At 67.5% G+C, this 15303-nt stretch carries 15 protein-coding genes; 6 read left to right on the top strand and 9 right to left on the bottom strand.

What is annotated here, in order from left to right:
- Positions 1-6: 6 nt before the first annotated feature.
- The 4 genes from fxlM to ABD808_RS23035 all read right to left on the bottom strand — a co-directional run bounded on the left by fxlM (position 7) and on the right by ABD808_RS23035 (position 3362).
- Positions 7-1257: a methyltransferase, FxLD system gene (fxlM, locus tag ABD808_RS23050; protein ID WP_344900032.1), complete on the bottom strand. Its 1251-nt coding sequence runs from the start codon at positions 1255-1257 to the stop codon at positions 7-9.
- Positions 1258-1704: 447 nt separating this feature from the next.
- Entirely contained in the window at positions 1705-2580 is an 876-nt protein-coding gene (locus ABD808_RS23045; RefSeq protein ID WP_344900030.1) for a helix-turn-helix domain-containing protein, read from the bottom strand.
- A 7-nt stretch (positions 2581-2587) separates the two neighbouring features.
- On the bottom strand, positions 2588-3118 hold the full coding sequence (locus ABD808_RS23040; protein WP_344900028.1) for a DUF6879 family protein: 531 nt from the start codon (positions 3116-3118) through the stop codon (positions 2588-2590).
- Complete coding sequence (locus ABD808_RS23035) at positions 3066-3362, bottom strand: hypothetical protein (RefSeq protein ID WP_344900026.1); 297 nt, start codon at positions 3360-3362, stop codon at positions 3066-3068. The genes ABD808_RS23040 and ABD808_RS23035 overlap by 53 nt, the downstream gene beginning before the upstream one ends.
- 483 nt (positions 3363-3845) lie before the next feature.
- On the opposite strand from ABD808_RS23035, the gene ABD808_RS23030 reads away from it, so the two are divergent.
- Positions 3846-4664, top strand: a complete 819-nt coding sequence (locus ABD808_RS23030; protein ID WP_344900024.1) for a protein kinase — start codon at positions 3846-3848, stop codon at positions 4662-4664.
- Positions 4665-4837: 173 nt separating this feature from the next.
- Positions 4838-5347, top strand: coding sequence for an NUDIX hydrolase (locus ABD808_RS23025; RefSeq protein WP_344900022.1), 510 nt, complete (start codon positions 4838-4840; stop codon positions 5345-5347).
- Between the two features lie 141 nt (positions 5348-5488).
- Here the strand turns inward: ABD808_RS23025 and ABD808_RS23020 are convergent, their stop codons facing one another.
- The 3 genes from ABD808_RS23020 to ABD808_RS23010 all read right to left on the bottom strand — a co-directional run bounded on the left by ABD808_RS23020 (position 5489) and on the right by ABD808_RS23010 (position 8865).
- The gene (locus ABD808_RS23020; protein ID WP_344900020.1) at positions 5489-7876 is read right to left on the bottom strand and encodes an ATP-binding cassette domain-containing protein; all 2388 of its coding nucleotides are present in this window, start codon (positions 7874-7876) and stop codon (positions 5489-5491) included.
- A gap of 120 nt (positions 7877-7996) precedes the next feature.
- Positions 7997-8410: a VOC family protein gene (locus tag ABD808_RS23015; protein WP_344900018.1), complete on the bottom strand. Its 414-nt coding sequence runs from the start codon at positions 8408-8410 to the stop codon at positions 7997-7999.
- Positions 8411-8415: 5 nt separating this feature from the next.
- The gene (locus tag ABD808_RS23010) at positions 8416-8865 is read right to left on the bottom strand and encodes a helix-turn-helix transcriptional regulator (RefSeq protein ID WP_344900016.1); all 450 of its coding nucleotides are present in this window, start codon (positions 8863-8865) and stop codon (positions 8416-8418) included.
- A 274-nt stretch (positions 8866-9139) separates the two neighbouring features.
- Between ABD808_RS23010 and ABD808_RS23005 the strand changes: the two genes are divergently transcribed.
- Positions 9140-9712, top strand: a complete 573-nt coding sequence (locus ABD808_RS23005) for a TetR/AcrR family transcriptional regulator (protein WP_344900014.1) — start codon at positions 9140-9142, stop codon at positions 9710-9712.
- Between the two features lie 31 nt (positions 9713-9743).
- On the opposite strand, the gene ABD808_RS23000 is transcribed toward ABD808_RS23005, so the two are convergent.
- Positions 9744-11282, bottom strand: coding sequence for an MFS transporter (locus ABD808_RS23000; RefSeq protein WP_344900012.1), 1539 nt, complete (start codon positions 11280-11282; stop codon positions 9744-9746).
- Positions 11283-11660: 378 nt separating this feature from the next.
- On the opposite strand from ABD808_RS23000, the gene ABD808_RS22995 reads away from it, so the two are divergent.
- Positions 11661-12491: an LLM class F420-dependent oxidoreductase gene (locus ABD808_RS22995; RefSeq protein WP_344900010.1), complete on the top strand. Its 831-nt coding sequence runs from the start codon at positions 11661-11663 to the stop codon at positions 12489-12491.
- 7 nt (positions 12492-12498) lie between these two features.
- Here the strand turns inward: ABD808_RS22995 and ABD808_RS22990 are convergent, their stop codons facing one another.
- Positions 12499-14019 carry an amidase gene (locus ABD808_RS22990; RefSeq protein WP_344900008.1) on the bottom strand — a complete coding sequence of 507 codons (1521 nt, stop codon included), beginning with the start codon at positions 14017-14019 and terminating at the stop codon, positions 12499-12501.
- Positions 14020-14319: 300 nt separating this feature from the next.
- Between ABD808_RS22990 and ABD808_RS22985 the strand changes: the two genes are divergently transcribed.
- Both ABD808_RS22985 and ABD808_RS22980 read left to right on the top strand, forming a co-directional pair.
- Positions 14320-14817 carry an alcohol dehydrogenase catalytic domain-containing protein gene (locus ABD808_RS22985; RefSeq protein WP_344900006.1) on the top strand — a complete coding sequence of 166 codons (498 nt, stop codon included), beginning with the start codon at positions 14320-14322 and terminating at the stop codon, positions 14815-14817.
- Entirely contained in the window at positions 14814-15230 is a 417-nt protein-coding gene (locus ABD808_RS22980; RefSeq protein WP_344900004.1) for a zinc-binding dehydrogenase, read from the top strand. The genes ABD808_RS22985 and ABD808_RS22980 overlap by 4 nt, the downstream gene beginning before the upstream one ends.
- Positions 15231-15303 lie beyond the last annotated feature (73 nt).

The raw sequence follows: 15303 nt of genomic DNA, 5'->3' as shown, positions 1-15303 counted from the left end.
TTCGTGCTACTCGAGGGTTGAGAAGGTGATGACGAGGCGGCTGTGCCTCTTGTCGACCACCAGGCCGTCCGGAAGATCGTTGTCAGAAGTCCCGGCCGGGTGGACGTGCAGGGTCGGGGCCGGGCGGCCCGCCGCGTCCCATGCCCGGATCTGGTCCGTCATCCGGGTGGTGGCGGCGGAGGCGTCCGGCCCGTGGGCGTAGGCGCCGAGCTCGAAGAAGGTCTTTCCCTCGTTGGGACGAACGCTCGCCTGGTAACAGAAGGTCGGTCCGTCGACGAACGCGGCCTCTCCGAAGCGGCGATCCGGCTTGACCAGCCCACTGTCGACGGCGGCCTGTGAGGCGATCAGCAGCGCGAAACCCGGGATGCTGGCCGCGAGCCAAAGAACCAGGTCAGGGACCGGCCTCCACGCTTTGATGAACACCTGCGACCACGACTCGGCCCGATCGGTGTCCAGCACACCTCCGAGCACGTCCCCGTCGACATGACCGACAGTGCCGTCCTTCTCATCGAGCCAAAGATTCACGCCGTCGGCCAGCGGGACAGCACGGCTGGTGTTCTCGCCCGCACCCTGCATCGGGACGAACCCACACAAGAGGGTGCTGCTGCTCACAAGATGGTCGCCGGACTTGCGCAGCGCCCAGCTACGGGTCATGCCCAGAGTCCGCAGCGGGACGACGAGGACCCCGCTGTCGGCGAGTTGGCTGATCCACGCGGGAGGAATGTCCCAGGAACCGACCGTCACGATGATCAGGTCGTAGGAGCGGCACGGCTCGATCTCGAACTCCGCGTCGGTGCAGACGACGGTCACGTCGTTGTACCCAGCCGTGTCCAGACAGGCGCGCGCCCGGTCGGTGACGTCCGGGTCGATGTCGACAGTGGTCACCGAACCCGCCGGGCCGACCAGCTCGCGCAACAGGGCCGCGTTGTAGCCGCCGCTCCCGATTTCGAGGACGTGACGTCCGGTCAGTTCACCGAGCGCGTCCGCGGACTGCCCGAGCATCTCGGCGATCATATTCGGCGCCGAGATCGACGAGAGGTTCACCCCGTCCTCGCTGCGCCGGGTGATGATCGCCGTGTCAGCGTAGGCTTCCTCCACCGGGATGCCCGGAGTGAAGAGCTCTCGGGGGACCGTGCGCAGCGCACACTCGACATCGGGACGAACGACGATTCCCCGTCGACCGAACACCTTGATGATCTTGTCCACGAGCGCGTTGCGCAGCTCCTCAGAACTAGTCGTCGCGGTGTCTATGCTCATACTTTGCTCACTTCCAGCTTTGTACAGGCCACCGCGTTTCGTTGGCCTACTGTCGTCATGCTGCCCAGTCGTCGGGCCGGTCGGCCGCCCTGTTCTTTGAGTCGGATTCATCCGCGTGTCGCCTTGCCTGATGAAGATCGTCGTGCCCAAGAAAGGCTCCTGCCTGCCAGGGATGACGCAATGCCAGGCTGCACGGAGCACCATTTGCGCGCCAGGAAGCCGCCTGCGCGATCGCCATTCGGCCCTCAACCCGCTCTGGATTCTGCGAGGCGATCAGAGTCTCCGAGCCCTTCCGGGAGAAGAGCTGAAGGCATGCAAATGATCCGGATGATCGGTCGAAGAAAGAACGGAGAAGATCACGAGTGACCCCAGAGTTCGGTGAGCGGCAGTTCCCTACGAAGGCGAACTACATGTCACCTGACACTGACACGGGGGTCACCGCGACGGCTAGGACGTTGCACGACCTTGCACGAAATTCTTCGCGGCCTGGATCTCCCGCTGCGCGGCGCTTCCATAGACGGCGGGGCGCCGCTGACACTCAAAGATCTTCCCAAAATATGACAAATCGGCAGGCTGCCCAGTCTGAAAAGCGCCGGACCAGAACTCTTGCCATACCTTGCGGTCGTCGAACAGGTAGAATCCCTCGCCGGGAAATAGCTCCCGAGTCGCACCAAGGGGGATAATTCCGACCGCAACGTGTGGTCTACGTGGACCCGCTTCGACCAAGCTGCTGAGGAAATCGAACTGTTCAGCCATGATGTCGAATCCACCGATCACGTTATACAGTACGGTCGCCTCAAGCACGAACGAAAAGGCCGGACCGCCACCCTCGGTGACGAGGGGCTGCATGGTCATCCTGTTGCGAGCTGCAATATCCACGTCGTGGACCGGAAGGCCATGCAATCGCGCCCAGATCAGGCGCTGGGTTCGGGCGTACTCGAATGTCTGTAGGATGCCAGGGATATGGAGCGCTTCGTAAATACGTGCCAACTTTACACCATCGAACGCGGAGCGTCCCTGCGCCTGGATCGCCGCCTGTCCTAGCTTAATCCGCCGCCGGTATTCCAGCCACATCGAATCGACTTCGCGACTCGCAGCGATCAGTTCTGAAAGCTTGTCTTCAGCGCTGCACGCGAGCACCCATTTGTGAATGTCGGCTTCGGACAGCCGTGTCTTGCCGCTCTCACTTCGGGAGATTTTCGACGTCGAGAAGCCGGTTTTGGCGGCCAGGGCCAACGCAGACAGTCCGACGTCCAGACGTAGATCTCGAAGTCGAACGCCGAGCGCCTGCTTGGCAGCCTCAGACGCTTGCCGATCCGACACCAAGGACTCAAGCGGGGATCGTCTTGGCGCTGTACTCGTGATGCGGAACCGCAAGGTTCCACGACCGATCGAAGGCATCTTCGCAGAACTTCACTACGTCAGGCTCAGTGGAGTATTGCACCTCCACGAGCTCGCCCGCGTCCGCGTCCAACACGTTGAAGACCACCGCGCTGCCGTCAAGTATCAAGCAGTCGTTGCCAGGCAGGGCCTCTGCGGACACCAGACGACGCGGCAGCCACCGCAGTCTCTCACCAGCATCTACCGTGACCCCGCTGTGGATGACGGCCATGCGCTGGTAGTCCGATAGAGGCTCGGAAACCACTCTCACTCGACTGAAGGATCGACCAGCTTCTACGTATGCGGTCGTGAAATACTCAAACCAGCGACGATAGTGAGCGGTTACAGCGTCCAGGTTGCCGGACCGCCAGTTGTCAAACAACGCAGCATCAGTGCCGTAGTAGTCCCGCAGCTCGATCTTGAGCACATCACGGGCCTTGTCGATCAGGTTCGACCATCGCTCCGTCGAGATCGACTCCATAGCGCTCCTTCACGTACTTTCGGACAAAGTGGCCGATAGTCCGGTTGGACAACTCGCAGAACGTCTCGTCGTCGCCGAGCGCGACGAGCTGTGCAGCGACCTCCGCACCGTGTCGCTTCCCCTGCACGACCCAGGAGTCACGATCTGTGGCGTAGAAGGTCTCACACATCTTGTCGCCCGACGAGTCAGGGTCTTTGACGTAGAAGCTAACGACGATGTGGTCCCCAGCGACAGGTGATTGCATGAGATTGCACCTTCACATGTGACGTCCTGTTCCAGGGCTCAGTGTAAGAGACCGTTGGGTTGATCGGCATGAATCAGAAGAATACTCCCAGGTCAGTCGAGGTGGCATCGCTGCGATATACTTTGTGGCGCCTCCCGCAGGCTCACCTGCTCGGCATAGACGAGAAATCATAGTGTCGCCCGCGCGACCGGATGGTTTTGTTCAAGCTAGGGTGCGATTCGTTTGGCAACCCGAAGTTCCACCAAGGCTTTCGCGCGGTCGCCGGTCGGCACTTGGCCAGATCCACATGAATCCCGGCTGCACAGCCGCAGCCAGGCTGTAGGGACGATGTCAGGGGCGCATCGGCAACGTCCGGGACGGCAACCTGGCCGATATCCTCCTCGGCGCCGCCATGACCGAGGCCAACGCATCCATCCATGCCGCGCCCAGGTCCCTCGACTGCGACCCCGACGGGGAGTGCAGTCCTGGACACTCCAGCAGCGGGTGCAGCCCGAGGACCTGAAGGACAGATCTCCCATGAGCCTTCCCGGGCCAGAGTTCGCGTCTCTCATCCGCCAGTACACCGGCGATGTAGGCCACGTTCGGCCGTCAGAGCTGGGGACCATGTCGGACCTGACGGCCCTGGTGGAGTGCGAGGCAGGACCGTTCTTCATCAAGGCGGTGCGCAACAAGCCAGGCGGACGCCGAGACTCCCTGGTCCGGGAACGACTGATCAACCCGCACGTTCGCCCGCTCTCTCCTTCCCTGCTCTGGCACACGCAAGACGACGACTGGATCGCGCTCGGGTTCGAGGTCGTGGAGGGGCGTCCAGCGGACTTCGGGCGGAACTCGCCAGAACTCCCGGGCATCGTCGACGCTCTCAACCAGATCGCGGACCTTCCCTTGCCCGAAATCGCTCTCGACTGGACAGAAACCCGCTGGGACAGCTACGCCAATCCTCAGGACTTGGAGCACTTTCGGGGTGACGCGCTGCTCCACGCTGACATCAACATCTTCAACCTGATGGTCGGGGACGCGCTGTGGGTGGTGGACTGGGCGTGGCCTACCCGTGGCGCTGCCTTCATCGAGCCTGCTCTCTTCGCAGTCCAGTTGATCGCCGAAGGCCACACCGCGGACTCGGCCGAGTCGTGGGCGGCCGGATGTGTGTCATGGGTTGATGCCGACCCGGAGGCAATCGATGCCTTCGCTCTGGCAAACCAACGCATGTGGGATGACTTGTCGGGTCGCGCCCCCGACCGGCGGTGGATGAAGACGATGGCCGGGGCCGCGCATGAATGGACGGCTCACAGAGGTCTCGGCTAGCTACCTGGGCGTCCATGCGTTCACCATCGGCCGCCGGATGACGGTTTCCGGCTGACAGTTCGATGTCATGACCGATGACCTGTCACCATCGCGGCGATGACATGTCATCGGGTGCCCGCCGGGAGCCGTGACCCGCCGAATTGATCATGGCCGGGTCGGCTATCGTGGGCCGGGTGGTACGACGTTCGATCCTCATTCAGGACGACGAGGTGACCAAGGACACCGGCTTCGTTCTCATCTGCTCGGGCTATCTGGTCGAGCAGGGCCAGGTCCTGCTCGTGCATCACAACCGGTTCGGCAAGTGGGTACCGCCCGGCGGACACATCGAGCCGGGCGAGACGTTCGCCGAAACCGCCGTCCGCGAGTTCAAGGAAGAGACCGGGCTGCTGGTCGAGGCGCTGTCCGCGCAGCCGGTCATCCACCCGCCCGACGACAACGCCACCCCAGAACCGGTCCCGTTCTATGTGGACACCGAACGCGAGGGCTTCCGCGTCCCGGCGATCGTCCAGTTCTTCTACGTCCGCCGGGTGGGTGACGACCAACTACAGGCCCAGCTCGAAGAGGTCCACGACACCAGGTGGTTCACCCTCGCCGATCTGGACGACCTGCCGACTTTCGAGCAGGTCCGATCCTTGGCCCGGTTCGCGCTGCGCAACTACCCGATCGTGAGCGAACGCGCCTGAGCCGGTGTTGCCCGACCCGCGCGGACACGCGGTCACACGGCCTCGTCTGGCGTACGGCCCTGCGACAGATGAGCTGACAGGACGGGCCGTCGCCGTTCAGTCGTCGAGACTGGCAGGCGCGGCCCGTCCCCCGGGAGGCGGTCAGGCGTTGACGTAGGACGCGAGGTGTTGGGCGGTGAGGGTGGAGCGGGCGGTGACCAGGGCGGCAGGGGTGCCTTCGAAGACGACGCGGCCGCCGTCGTGGCCGGCGCCGGGGCCGATGTCGATGATCCAGTCGGCGTGGGCCATGACGGCCTGGTGGTGTTCGATGACGATGACTGATTTGCCCGCGTCTACGAGTCGGTCTAGGAGGCCGAGGAGTTGTTCGACGTCGGCTAGGTGCAGGCCCGTGGTGGGCTCGTCCAGGATGTAGACGCCGCCCTTGTCTCCCATGTGGGTGGCGAGCTTGAGGCGTTGGCGTTCGCCGCCGGACAGGGTGGTCAGGGGCTGGCCCAGGGTTAGGTAGCCGAGGCCTACGTCGGTGAGGCGCTGGAGGATCTTGTGGGCGGCGGGGGTGCGCGCGTCGCCGGAGCCGAAGAAGTCGGCGGCCTCGGCGACGGGCATCGCCAGGACCTCGCTGATGTCTCGGCCGCCGAAGTGGTAGTCGAGCACTGAGGCCTGGAATCGCTTGCCGTCGCAGACGTCGCAGGTGGTGGCGACGCCCGCCATCATCGCCAGGTCGGTGTAGACGACGCCCGCGCCGTTGCAGTTGGGGCAGGCGCCGTCGGAGTTGGCGCTGAACAGGCCCGGCTTGACGTCGTTGGCCTTCGCGAACGCCTTGCGGATCGGGTCGAGGAGGCCGGTGTAGGTCGCTGGGTTGCTGCGCCGCGAACCGCGGATGGGCGTCTGGTCGACGGAGACGACGCCTTCGCTTGGGGGCACTGAGCCGTGGAGGAGGGAGCTTTTGCCTGATCCGGCGACGCCGGTTACGACGCAGAGGACGCCGAGCGGGACGTCGACGTCCACGTCCTGGAGGTTGTGGGTGTTGGCGCCCCGGATCTCCAGCGTCCCGGTCGGCTTGCGGAGTTCGGTCTTGAGGGCGGCGCGGTCGTCGAGGTGGCGGCCGGTGACGGTGTCGGCGGTGCGGAGGCCGTCGATGGTGCCTTCGTAGCAGATCGCGCCGCCTGCCGTTCCGGCGCCGGGGCCGAGGTCGACGACGTGGTCGGCGATCGCGATCGTCTCCGGCTCGTGCTCCACGACGAGGACCGTGTTGCCCTTGTCCCGTAGGCGTAGGAGCAGGTCGTTCATCCGTTGGATGTCGTGGGGGTGCAGGCCGGTGGTGGGCTCGTCGAAGACGTAGGTGACGTCGGTGAGCGAGGAGCCGAGGTGGCGGATCATCTTGGTGCGCTGCGCCTCGCCGCCCGACAGGGTTCCGGACGGACGGTCCAGCGACAAGTAGCCGAGCCCTATCTCGACGAACGAGTCAACGGTGTGTTGGAGCTTGCCGAGGAGGGGGGCCACCGAGGAGTCTTCGATGCCGCGCACCCAGTCGGCGAGGTCGCTGAGCTGCATCGCGCAGGCGTCGGCGATGCTGATGCCGTTGATCTTCGACGAGCGGGCCAGCTCGGTGAGCCGGGTGCCGTCGCACTCGGGGCAGGTCGTGAACGTGACCGCGCGGTCGACGAACGCCCGGATGTGCGGCTGCATCGCCTCCCGGTCCTTGGACAGCATCGACTTCTGGATCTTGGGGATCAGGCCCTCGTAGGTGAGGTTGACGCCCTCCACCTTGACCTTGGTCGGCTCCTTGTAGAGGAAGTCGTTCATCTCCCTCTTGGTGAACTCGCGGATCGGCTTGTTCGGGTCGACGAAACCCGACTCGGCGTAGACGCGGACCGTCCAGAAGCTGTCGGACTTCCAGCCGGGGATGGTGAACGCGCCCTCGGAGAGCGACTTGGAGTCGTCGTAGAGCTGGGTGAGGTCGATGTCGGTGACCGAGCCACGGCCCTCGCAGCGCTGGCACATGCCGCCGACGATGTTGAAGCTGCGGCGCTCCTTGATGGTCCGTCCGGCCCGCTCGATCTTGACCGCGCCCGCGCCGCTGATCGAGGCGACGTTGAAGGAGAAGGCGCGGGACGACCCGATGTGCGGCTGCCCGAGCCTGCTGAACAGGATCCGCAGCATCGCGTTGGCGTCGGTGGCGGTGCCGACCGTGGAGCGCGGGTCGGCGCCCATCCGCTCCTGGTCGACGATGATCGCGGTGGTCAGCCCGTCCAGGACGTCCACCTCGGGACGCGCCTGCGACGGCATGAAGCTCTGCACGAACGCGCTGTACGTCTCGTTGATCATCCGCTGGGACTCGGCGGCGATCGTACCGAACACCAGCGAGCTCTTGCCCGAGCCGGAGACTCCGGTGAACACCGTCAGTCGCCGCTTCGGTATCTCGACGCTGACGTCCTTGAGGTTGTTCACGCGCGCGCCGTGCACGCGGATCACGTCGTGGCTGTCGGCGACGTGCCCCTCGGGCGCGTCCGTCCCCCTGGTCTCGCTCATCGTGTCTCCATCTTTCGCGCGCGACGGAGGCCGCCACCGGGCCCCTGTGGCGGCCTCTCTCGTGGTGCCTGTCTGTGGATCGGTCGGTGAAGTCGGTGAAGTCGGTGAACGGCGGGCGGCTCAGGACCGCTGCTGAATGCGGAGCAGGTTACCCGCGGGATCGCGGAAGGCGCAGTCGCGGACGCCGTAGGGCTGGTCGGTCGGCTCCTGGACGACCTCGGCCCCGCCCGCCTCCAGCTTCGCGAACGTGTCGTCGACGTCGGCGGTGGCCAGGTTGATGCCCGCGTAGGTGCCCTTCGCCATCATCTCGGTGATCGTGCGCCCCTCGTCCTCGGTGATGCCGCAGCCCTCGACGACCGGCGGCTCCAGGACGATGGACGTGCCGGGCTGACCGGCCGGGCCGACCGTGATCCAGCGCATGCCGCCGTAGCCGACGTCGTTGCGGACCTCGAAGCCGAGGGTGTCGCGGTAGAAGGCCAGCGACGCCTCCGGGTCGGAGTGCGGAAGGAAGGTCTGATGAATGCTGATGTCCATGGGTTTCACGCTAGTTGCGGCTCGGTGACCTGCGCTTCTCGATTCCTGACCGGTCTGGTCACGCGCTTGGCCACGCACGGCGGAAGGCCCTGCGTCTCCTGCGCGTACTCGCGGCGGTAGACGCTCGGCGGGACGCCGACCAGCTCGGTGAAGCGGGTGCTGAACGTGCCGAGCGACGAGCAGCCGACCGCGAAGCAGACGTCGGTGACGCTGAGGTCGCCGCGGCGCAGCAGCGCCATCGCGCGCTCGATGCGCCGCGTCATCAGGTAGGAGTACGGTGACTCTCCGTACGCGAGTCGGAACTGGCGGCTGAGGTGCCCGGCGGATATGTTCACGCTCCGGGCGAGCGCCTCCACGTCCAGCGGCTGCGCGTACTCCCGGTCGATCCGGTCGCGGACACGGCGCAGCAGCGCGAGGTCGCGCAGGTGCTGTGCCGGGGCGGTTCTGCTGGCCACGTGCCCAATTGTACGTTGTGCCCCGGTATGCACGGGAGCCCCACGCGGCGGGCGGGGATGTGCGGCGGCGCCGATAGCGGCGGCCGTCCGCATTTCGACGGGACGCCATCGGTCATTGCCCGGATAAGTGCGGCTCCTTTCAGCGCGCCCTTGCGCGCATGGGTGCGCCGCGAGTAATTGATGAACATCCTGGTATACTTCTGGCCCAAGCGATGATGCGGAGTGTACGCGGATGTCCGAAGCTGAATCGGAGCGGCGGTCGAGACGGCGGCAAATGTCGAAAGACGAGCGCCGGGCGGAGATCATCCGGCTGGCCGCCGACCTCTTCGAGAAATTGGGCTACGCCCGCGCCTCCATGGACGACATCGCCGCCGCCGTCGGCATCGGCAAGCCCACTCTGTATCACTATTTTCGGAGCAAGTCCGAGCTCCTGTGGTACATGCACGAGGAACTGATCGACGGCCTGATCGAGTCGCATCGCGCCCGCGTCGAACAGGGAATCGAGCCTGCCGAACTCCTGCGCGGCGTCATCCATGACTTTCTGGAGAACATCGCCACCAGGCGCGGCCAGGTCCGGGTGTTCTTCGAGAACCATCGCGAGCTTCCGGACGCCGATCTCGCCATCGCCACCGAGAAACGCGCCCGCTACGAGTCCATGGTCGAGGACGTCATCCGCGACGGCATCGCCGCCGGGGCGTTCCGCGAGGTCGACAGCAAGCTGTTCAGCCTCGCGATTTTCGGGATGAGCAACTGGGCGTACCAGTGGTACCACTCGGACGGCAAATTCACCGTCGACGAGATCGCCGACGCCTTCTGGGACTACGCCTACCGCGGTCTGCGGCCCTGACACCCGCCAGGGCCGCGGACCGGGCCGGACGTCAGGCGGTGCTCACCGTCCCCGCCTCCCCGGGGCCCGCCTCCTTCGCGTGCGCCTCACCCGCCTCCTTCGCGTGCGCCTCATGCGAAGTCGTCACGGCGGACGGCGCGTCCCGCACGGCCGGTTCCTCGATGTCGTTCCGGTACGTCTCCGGAAGCAGGAGCACCGAGACGACGGTGATGAGGCACACCGCGGCCATGTAGACGGCGATCGACAGCCAGGTTCCCGTCCAGGCGTACAAGGACGTGGCGATGAGCGGTGCCACCGCGCCGCCGATCACCGACGCGACCTGGATGCTCAGCGACATCGCCGAGTAGCGCGTCGCGGTCGGGAACGTCTCGGCGAAGAACGCGCCCTGCGGCCCGTACATCGTGGTGTGCAGCAGCCCCAGCCCGATGATGAACGCGAACGCGATGACGACGGGCGACTCCGTGTTGAGCAGCGGCCAGAACGCGAACGCCCACACCCCGAGCAGCAGCGAACCGGCGATCATCATCGTCCGGCGTCCGATGCGGTCCGACAGCGCGCCCGCGACGGGCAGCATGACGAGCTGGACCGCCGCCCCGACCAGCACGCCGAGCAGGATGCGGCTCTTCGGCATGTCGAGGATGTCGTCGTTGGTGCCGTAGGCGACGGCGAAGGTCATGAACAGGTAGTAGGTCACGTTGATACCGATGTACGCGCCGCCGATCAACACGATCTGCCGCGGATACCGGCTCAGCGCCTCCACCACCGGCGACCGTCCGGCGGCCGTCACCACCGGTTTCTTGATCGGCGCGCCCTTGGCGGTCTGTGGGGCCGTGGCAGCTTGCGCGGTCTTGGCAGTCTGTGGCGGATTCGCGGCCTGTGGGGGCGTCGCGGAGTCCTGGAGGCGTTTGAACGCCTTGGTCTCCTCGATGCGCAACTGGATGTAGATCGTCAGCCCGAGCAGCGCGACGCTCGCGAGGAACGGCAGCCGCCAGCCCCAGGCGTCGAAGGAGTCGGACGTGGTGACCAGGTCCGTGATCAGGAACGCGAGGTTGCCCACCAGGATGCCCGCGGGCCCGCCCGCCAGCGCGAAGCTGGAGAAGAAGCCGCGCCGGTGGGACGGCGCGTTCTCCAGCGCCAGCAGGATCACCCCGCCGGTCTGGCCGCCGAGCGCGACGCCCTGGATGAGCCGCAGCAGCACCAGCAGCAGCGGGGCCGCCGGGCCGATGTCGTCGTAGGTGGGCAGGGCGCCGATGAGCGTGGTGCCGAGGCCCATCGTCAGCAGCACCATGACGAGGGACCGCTTGCGGCCGTGCACGTCGCCGAGATGGCCGAAGATCACCGCGCCGACCGGTCGGGCGAGGAACCCGACCGCGAACGTGGAGAAGGACAGCAGCGCCCCGGCGAGGGGGCTCTGCCCCGGAAAGAACAGGTCGGGGAAGACCAGCGCGGCGGCGGTACCGTAAATGAAGAAGTCGTAGTTCTCGATGCTCGACGCCGCCAGCGCCGCGGCGGCGATCTTCAGCGTGCCCCTCTTCGGCACGTCCTTCGCGGGTGTCATTCCGGAGGTCATCCGCGTTTCCCTTCCAACGAACGGGGCGGAGCGGCTCAGATGTGCGCTGACACCCCCGGGACAGCGCATTGCGGATCGTCCGCGACGGCGTTGAAAGCGGCGATCCCTATTTCAGCTCGAATGGATTCGACAGATCGTCCGACCCGGCGACGGCCGTGCGGCAGCCGGCTGGACGCGCGGGCCAGCGGTCGCCTTATGGGCGGTCCGTCGGGCCAATCTCCAGTTCTCCCGACCGACCGGTCGGGCGTATGATTACGATTGCAGGGGGGAGAGACCTTGTCAAGGCTTGACCTCGCGATCTGCCGCAGTTTCGGTATTGTCGTCCGGCACGCCCGCCTCCCCCGTCCAAGATCTCGATACCCGGAAATTGGTGATCCCGTGAAGTTCGGCATCTACACGCTTTTGACGGCCGAGAGCATCCGCCCGGACGTATTGGCCCGCGCGGCGGAGGAGCGCGGCTTCGACGCCCTGTTCATCGCCGAGCACTCGCACATTCCGGTCGAGCGCGAGACCCTCTGGCAGGGCAGCGCCGAACTGCCCGACGCCTACTACCGGACCCTGGCCCCGTTCACGGCGCTCGCGGTGGCGGCGACGGCGTCGTCCGACCTGCTGCTGGGCACCGCGATCACGCTGCTCCCCCAGCGGGACACGATCCACACCGCCAAGGAGGTCGCCACCCTGGACGTGCTGTCCGGCGGACGCGCCGTCCTCGGCGTCGGGGTCGGCTGGAACCGGGAGGAGATGCGCAACCACGGCGTCGACCCCCGCACCCGGGGCAGGCGGATGGACGAGCAGCTCGCCGCGCTGAAGGAGATCTGGACGCGGGACGGCGCCGAGTTCCACGGCGACCACGTCGACTTCGACCCGATCCACCTGTGGCCGAAGCCGGTGCGGCGCCCGCATCCGCCGATCTACGTGGGTGGCGAGAGCCCGGCGGCGATCGACCGGCTCGTCCGGCTCGGGGACGGTTGGCTGCCCCGCGCGGCGACCCCGCCGGACGAGATCCGCCGGATCGCCGCCGAGCTCGCCGAGCGGGGGCGGCCGAACGTCCCGATCACGCTCTGCGGCCTGGAACCCGACGCCCACGCCGTCGAGAACCTGGCCGCCGCCGGTGTGGAGCGCATCTGCCTCGGGCTCCCCACCACGGGCGAGGCCGACGCGCTCCACGCCCTGGACGGCCTCGCGGCCTTCACCAATGGCCTGCGCTAGCACGAGGTCAGGGCGCCGCACCGGTCGTACGACGAGCGGACGGACGCCCATCCGCGCCGGGCCGCGCCCGCTCCACGTCACTGGGGCGCGTCCCCTCGGCGTCATCGGGGCGCGTCCCCTCGGCGTCGCCGGGTCGCGTCCGCTCGACGTCATCGGGGCGCGTCCGCTCGACGGCCCGGGCCACGGCGAGGACGAGTGCCTCGGCGTGGCGGGGGCCGACGATCTGGAGGCCGATCGGTAGTCCGGCGGCGGTGAAGCCGATCGGCACGGTGATCGCGGGCTGGTGGGTCATGTTGAACGGGTAGGTGAACGGCGTCCACTCGGGCCAGTCGGTCAGGCCGCTGCCGGGCGGCACGTCGTGCCCGGCCTCGAACGCGGGGATCGGCACCGTCGGGGTGATCAGCACGTCGTGGCGGGTGTGGAACTCGCCCATCCGGACGCCGAGCGCGAGCCGTTCCGCCTCCGCCGCCAGGTAGTCGCCCGCCGAGTAGGTGAGGCCCCGTTCGATCACGGCGCGCAGCCCGGGATCCACGTCGTCGGCGCGGGCGTCGAACACGTCCAGCCAGCGGGCCGCGCCCGCGCACCACAGCACGTCGAACGCGGGCAGCGGGTCGGGGAACCCGGGGTCGGCCTGCTCGACGCGCATCCCGGCGTCCTGGAGCGCCCGCGCGGCGGACGCCACGGCGGCGGCGATCTCCGGATCGACCCGGACATACCCGAAGTCGGCGGAGAACGCGGCGGTCACGCCGCGCACGTCCCGGTCGATGGCCGCGCTGTAAGGGCCGTCGTGGTGCCCGAGGTCGTAGGGGTCGCGGTGGTCGGGCATCGCCAGGGCGTCCAGGAGGAGCGCGACGTCGTCCACCGTGCGGGCCATCGGCCCGGCGTGCGCCAGGACCGCGAGCGAGCTGAGCGGGTACTGCGGGACGCGGCCGTGCGTCGGCTTGAACCCGACGACGCCGCAGAACGCCGCCGGGATCCGGATCGAGCCGCCGCCGTCCGTGCCGACCGACAGGGGCCCCATGCCGGTGGCGATGGCCGCCGCGCTGCCGCCGCTGGAGCCGCCCGAGGTGCGGGACGTGTCCCACGGGTTGCGCGTGATCCCGGTCAGCGGGTTGTCGCAGACGCCCTTCCAGCCCATCTCGGGGGTGGTGGTCTTGCCGAGCAGCACCAGGCCGCCCTCCCGGAGCCGGGCGGCGACCGGGCTGTCGACGTCCCACGGCTGGTCGGGGTCGATGCGCCGCGAGCCGCGCAGCGTCGGCCAGCCACGGGTGAGGAACAGGTCCTTGATCGACATCGGCACGCCGTCGAGCGGGCCCAGCGGGGACCCGTCGCGCCAGCGCCGCTCGGCGGCGCGGGCGCTCGCCAGCGCCCGCTCCGGATCGACGAGTACGTAGGCGTTGCAGTCGGCGTCGCGGTCCCGGATCACCGCCAGGGCCGCGTTCGCCGCCTCCACCGGAGAGAGCGTCCCGGCGGCATAGGCGGAAACGAGTTCGCCCGCCGTGGGCGCATAGGTCAGATCGCCGACCATCCGTCCTCCAGAGAATTCGAGTGAGGATATGTGTTTCGCCGATAAGACGGCGGCAGAATTCGCCGGTCATGGCCGTCGTGCCGTTGGGACGGGCATCTATGCAGCTCACACCGGGTCGGACACTCTCGACCGACCGGTCGGGCGACTCCAGTTAACCTCGCCTTCGGGAAGCCGTCAACCCCCTCTTCCCGGGGATTGACATTTCCTGCCGAACCGTAGTTCCATCCGAAACCAGCGAGCGACGGAGCCAATCCCGTGACGGCCCGCAAAACGGCGATCTTGAAATGCGAGGAGCGGTTCGTGGCCATTGATTCCAGGATTCCGGTCGGGGAGCCGCCGCCTCCCGGCACGCTGCCGAGCCGCATGTTCGCGCAGGTCGTCCGGCCGGACCGGTTCGGCGACCCGATGGACGCCCTCCAGATCGAGGAGGTCCCGGTCCCCGAGCCGGGCCCCGGCGAGGTGCTCGTCGCGGTGATGGCGGCCGGGATCAACTTCAACAACGTCTGGGCGGCACGCGGGGTCCCGATCGACGTGATCGCCGAACGCCGCCGCAAGGGCGAGCCGTGGGACTTCCACGTGGGCGGCAGCGACGCGTCCGGCGTCGTCCACGCGGTCGGCGACGGCGTCCGGACGGTCGCGGTCGGCGACCGCGTCGTCGTCCACCCCGGCCACTGGGACCCGGACGATCCCCAGGTCAAGTGCGGTTCGGCGCGATCGGCTACCTGGACCGCAACGACTTCTCGCACTGGGGCGTCCCACCGCACTGGGACGACGCCGCCGGATACGGCGCGTGGATGAAGGAGGCCCGCCGGTTCCGCAAGGCGCTCGCCGAGATCGGCGGAGGCCGCGCCCCACGGATCGTGTTCGAGCATCCCGGCGAGGCGACGATCCCGACCAGCGTGTTCGTCTGCGCGCCCGGCGGGATGGTGGTGATCTGCGCGGGCACGTCCGGCTACTCGGCCATGGTCGACCTCCGCTACCAGTGGGTCATGCAGAAGCGGTTGCAGGGCTCGCACGGGACGAACGACGAGCAGGCCCGCGCGTACAACGACCTCGTCCGGGCGAAGCGGATCGACCCGGCGCTGGGCGAGGTCGTCCCCTTCCACGAGATCGGCCGCGCCCACCACGACATGGCGAACGGGATCGAGGTGTTCGGCAACCGGGTCGCGCTCGTCGGCGCGGCGGACGCCGACCAGGGCGCCTCCCCCTGACCGGCCGGTGACACGGGCCGGTGACACGGGCCGTTGACATGGGCCGTTGACATGGGCCGTTGACATGGGCTCG

Origin of the sequence: Actinomadura meridiana (genome assembly GCF_039537545.1) — a bacterium.
GTDB classification, from domain to species: domain Bacteria; phylum Actinomycetota; class Actinomycetes; order Streptosporangiales; family Streptosporangiaceae; genus Spirillospora; species Spirillospora meridiana.
Note: the sequence above shows the minus strand (reverse complement) of the source record. Positions and strands in the feature narration are given on the sequence as shown.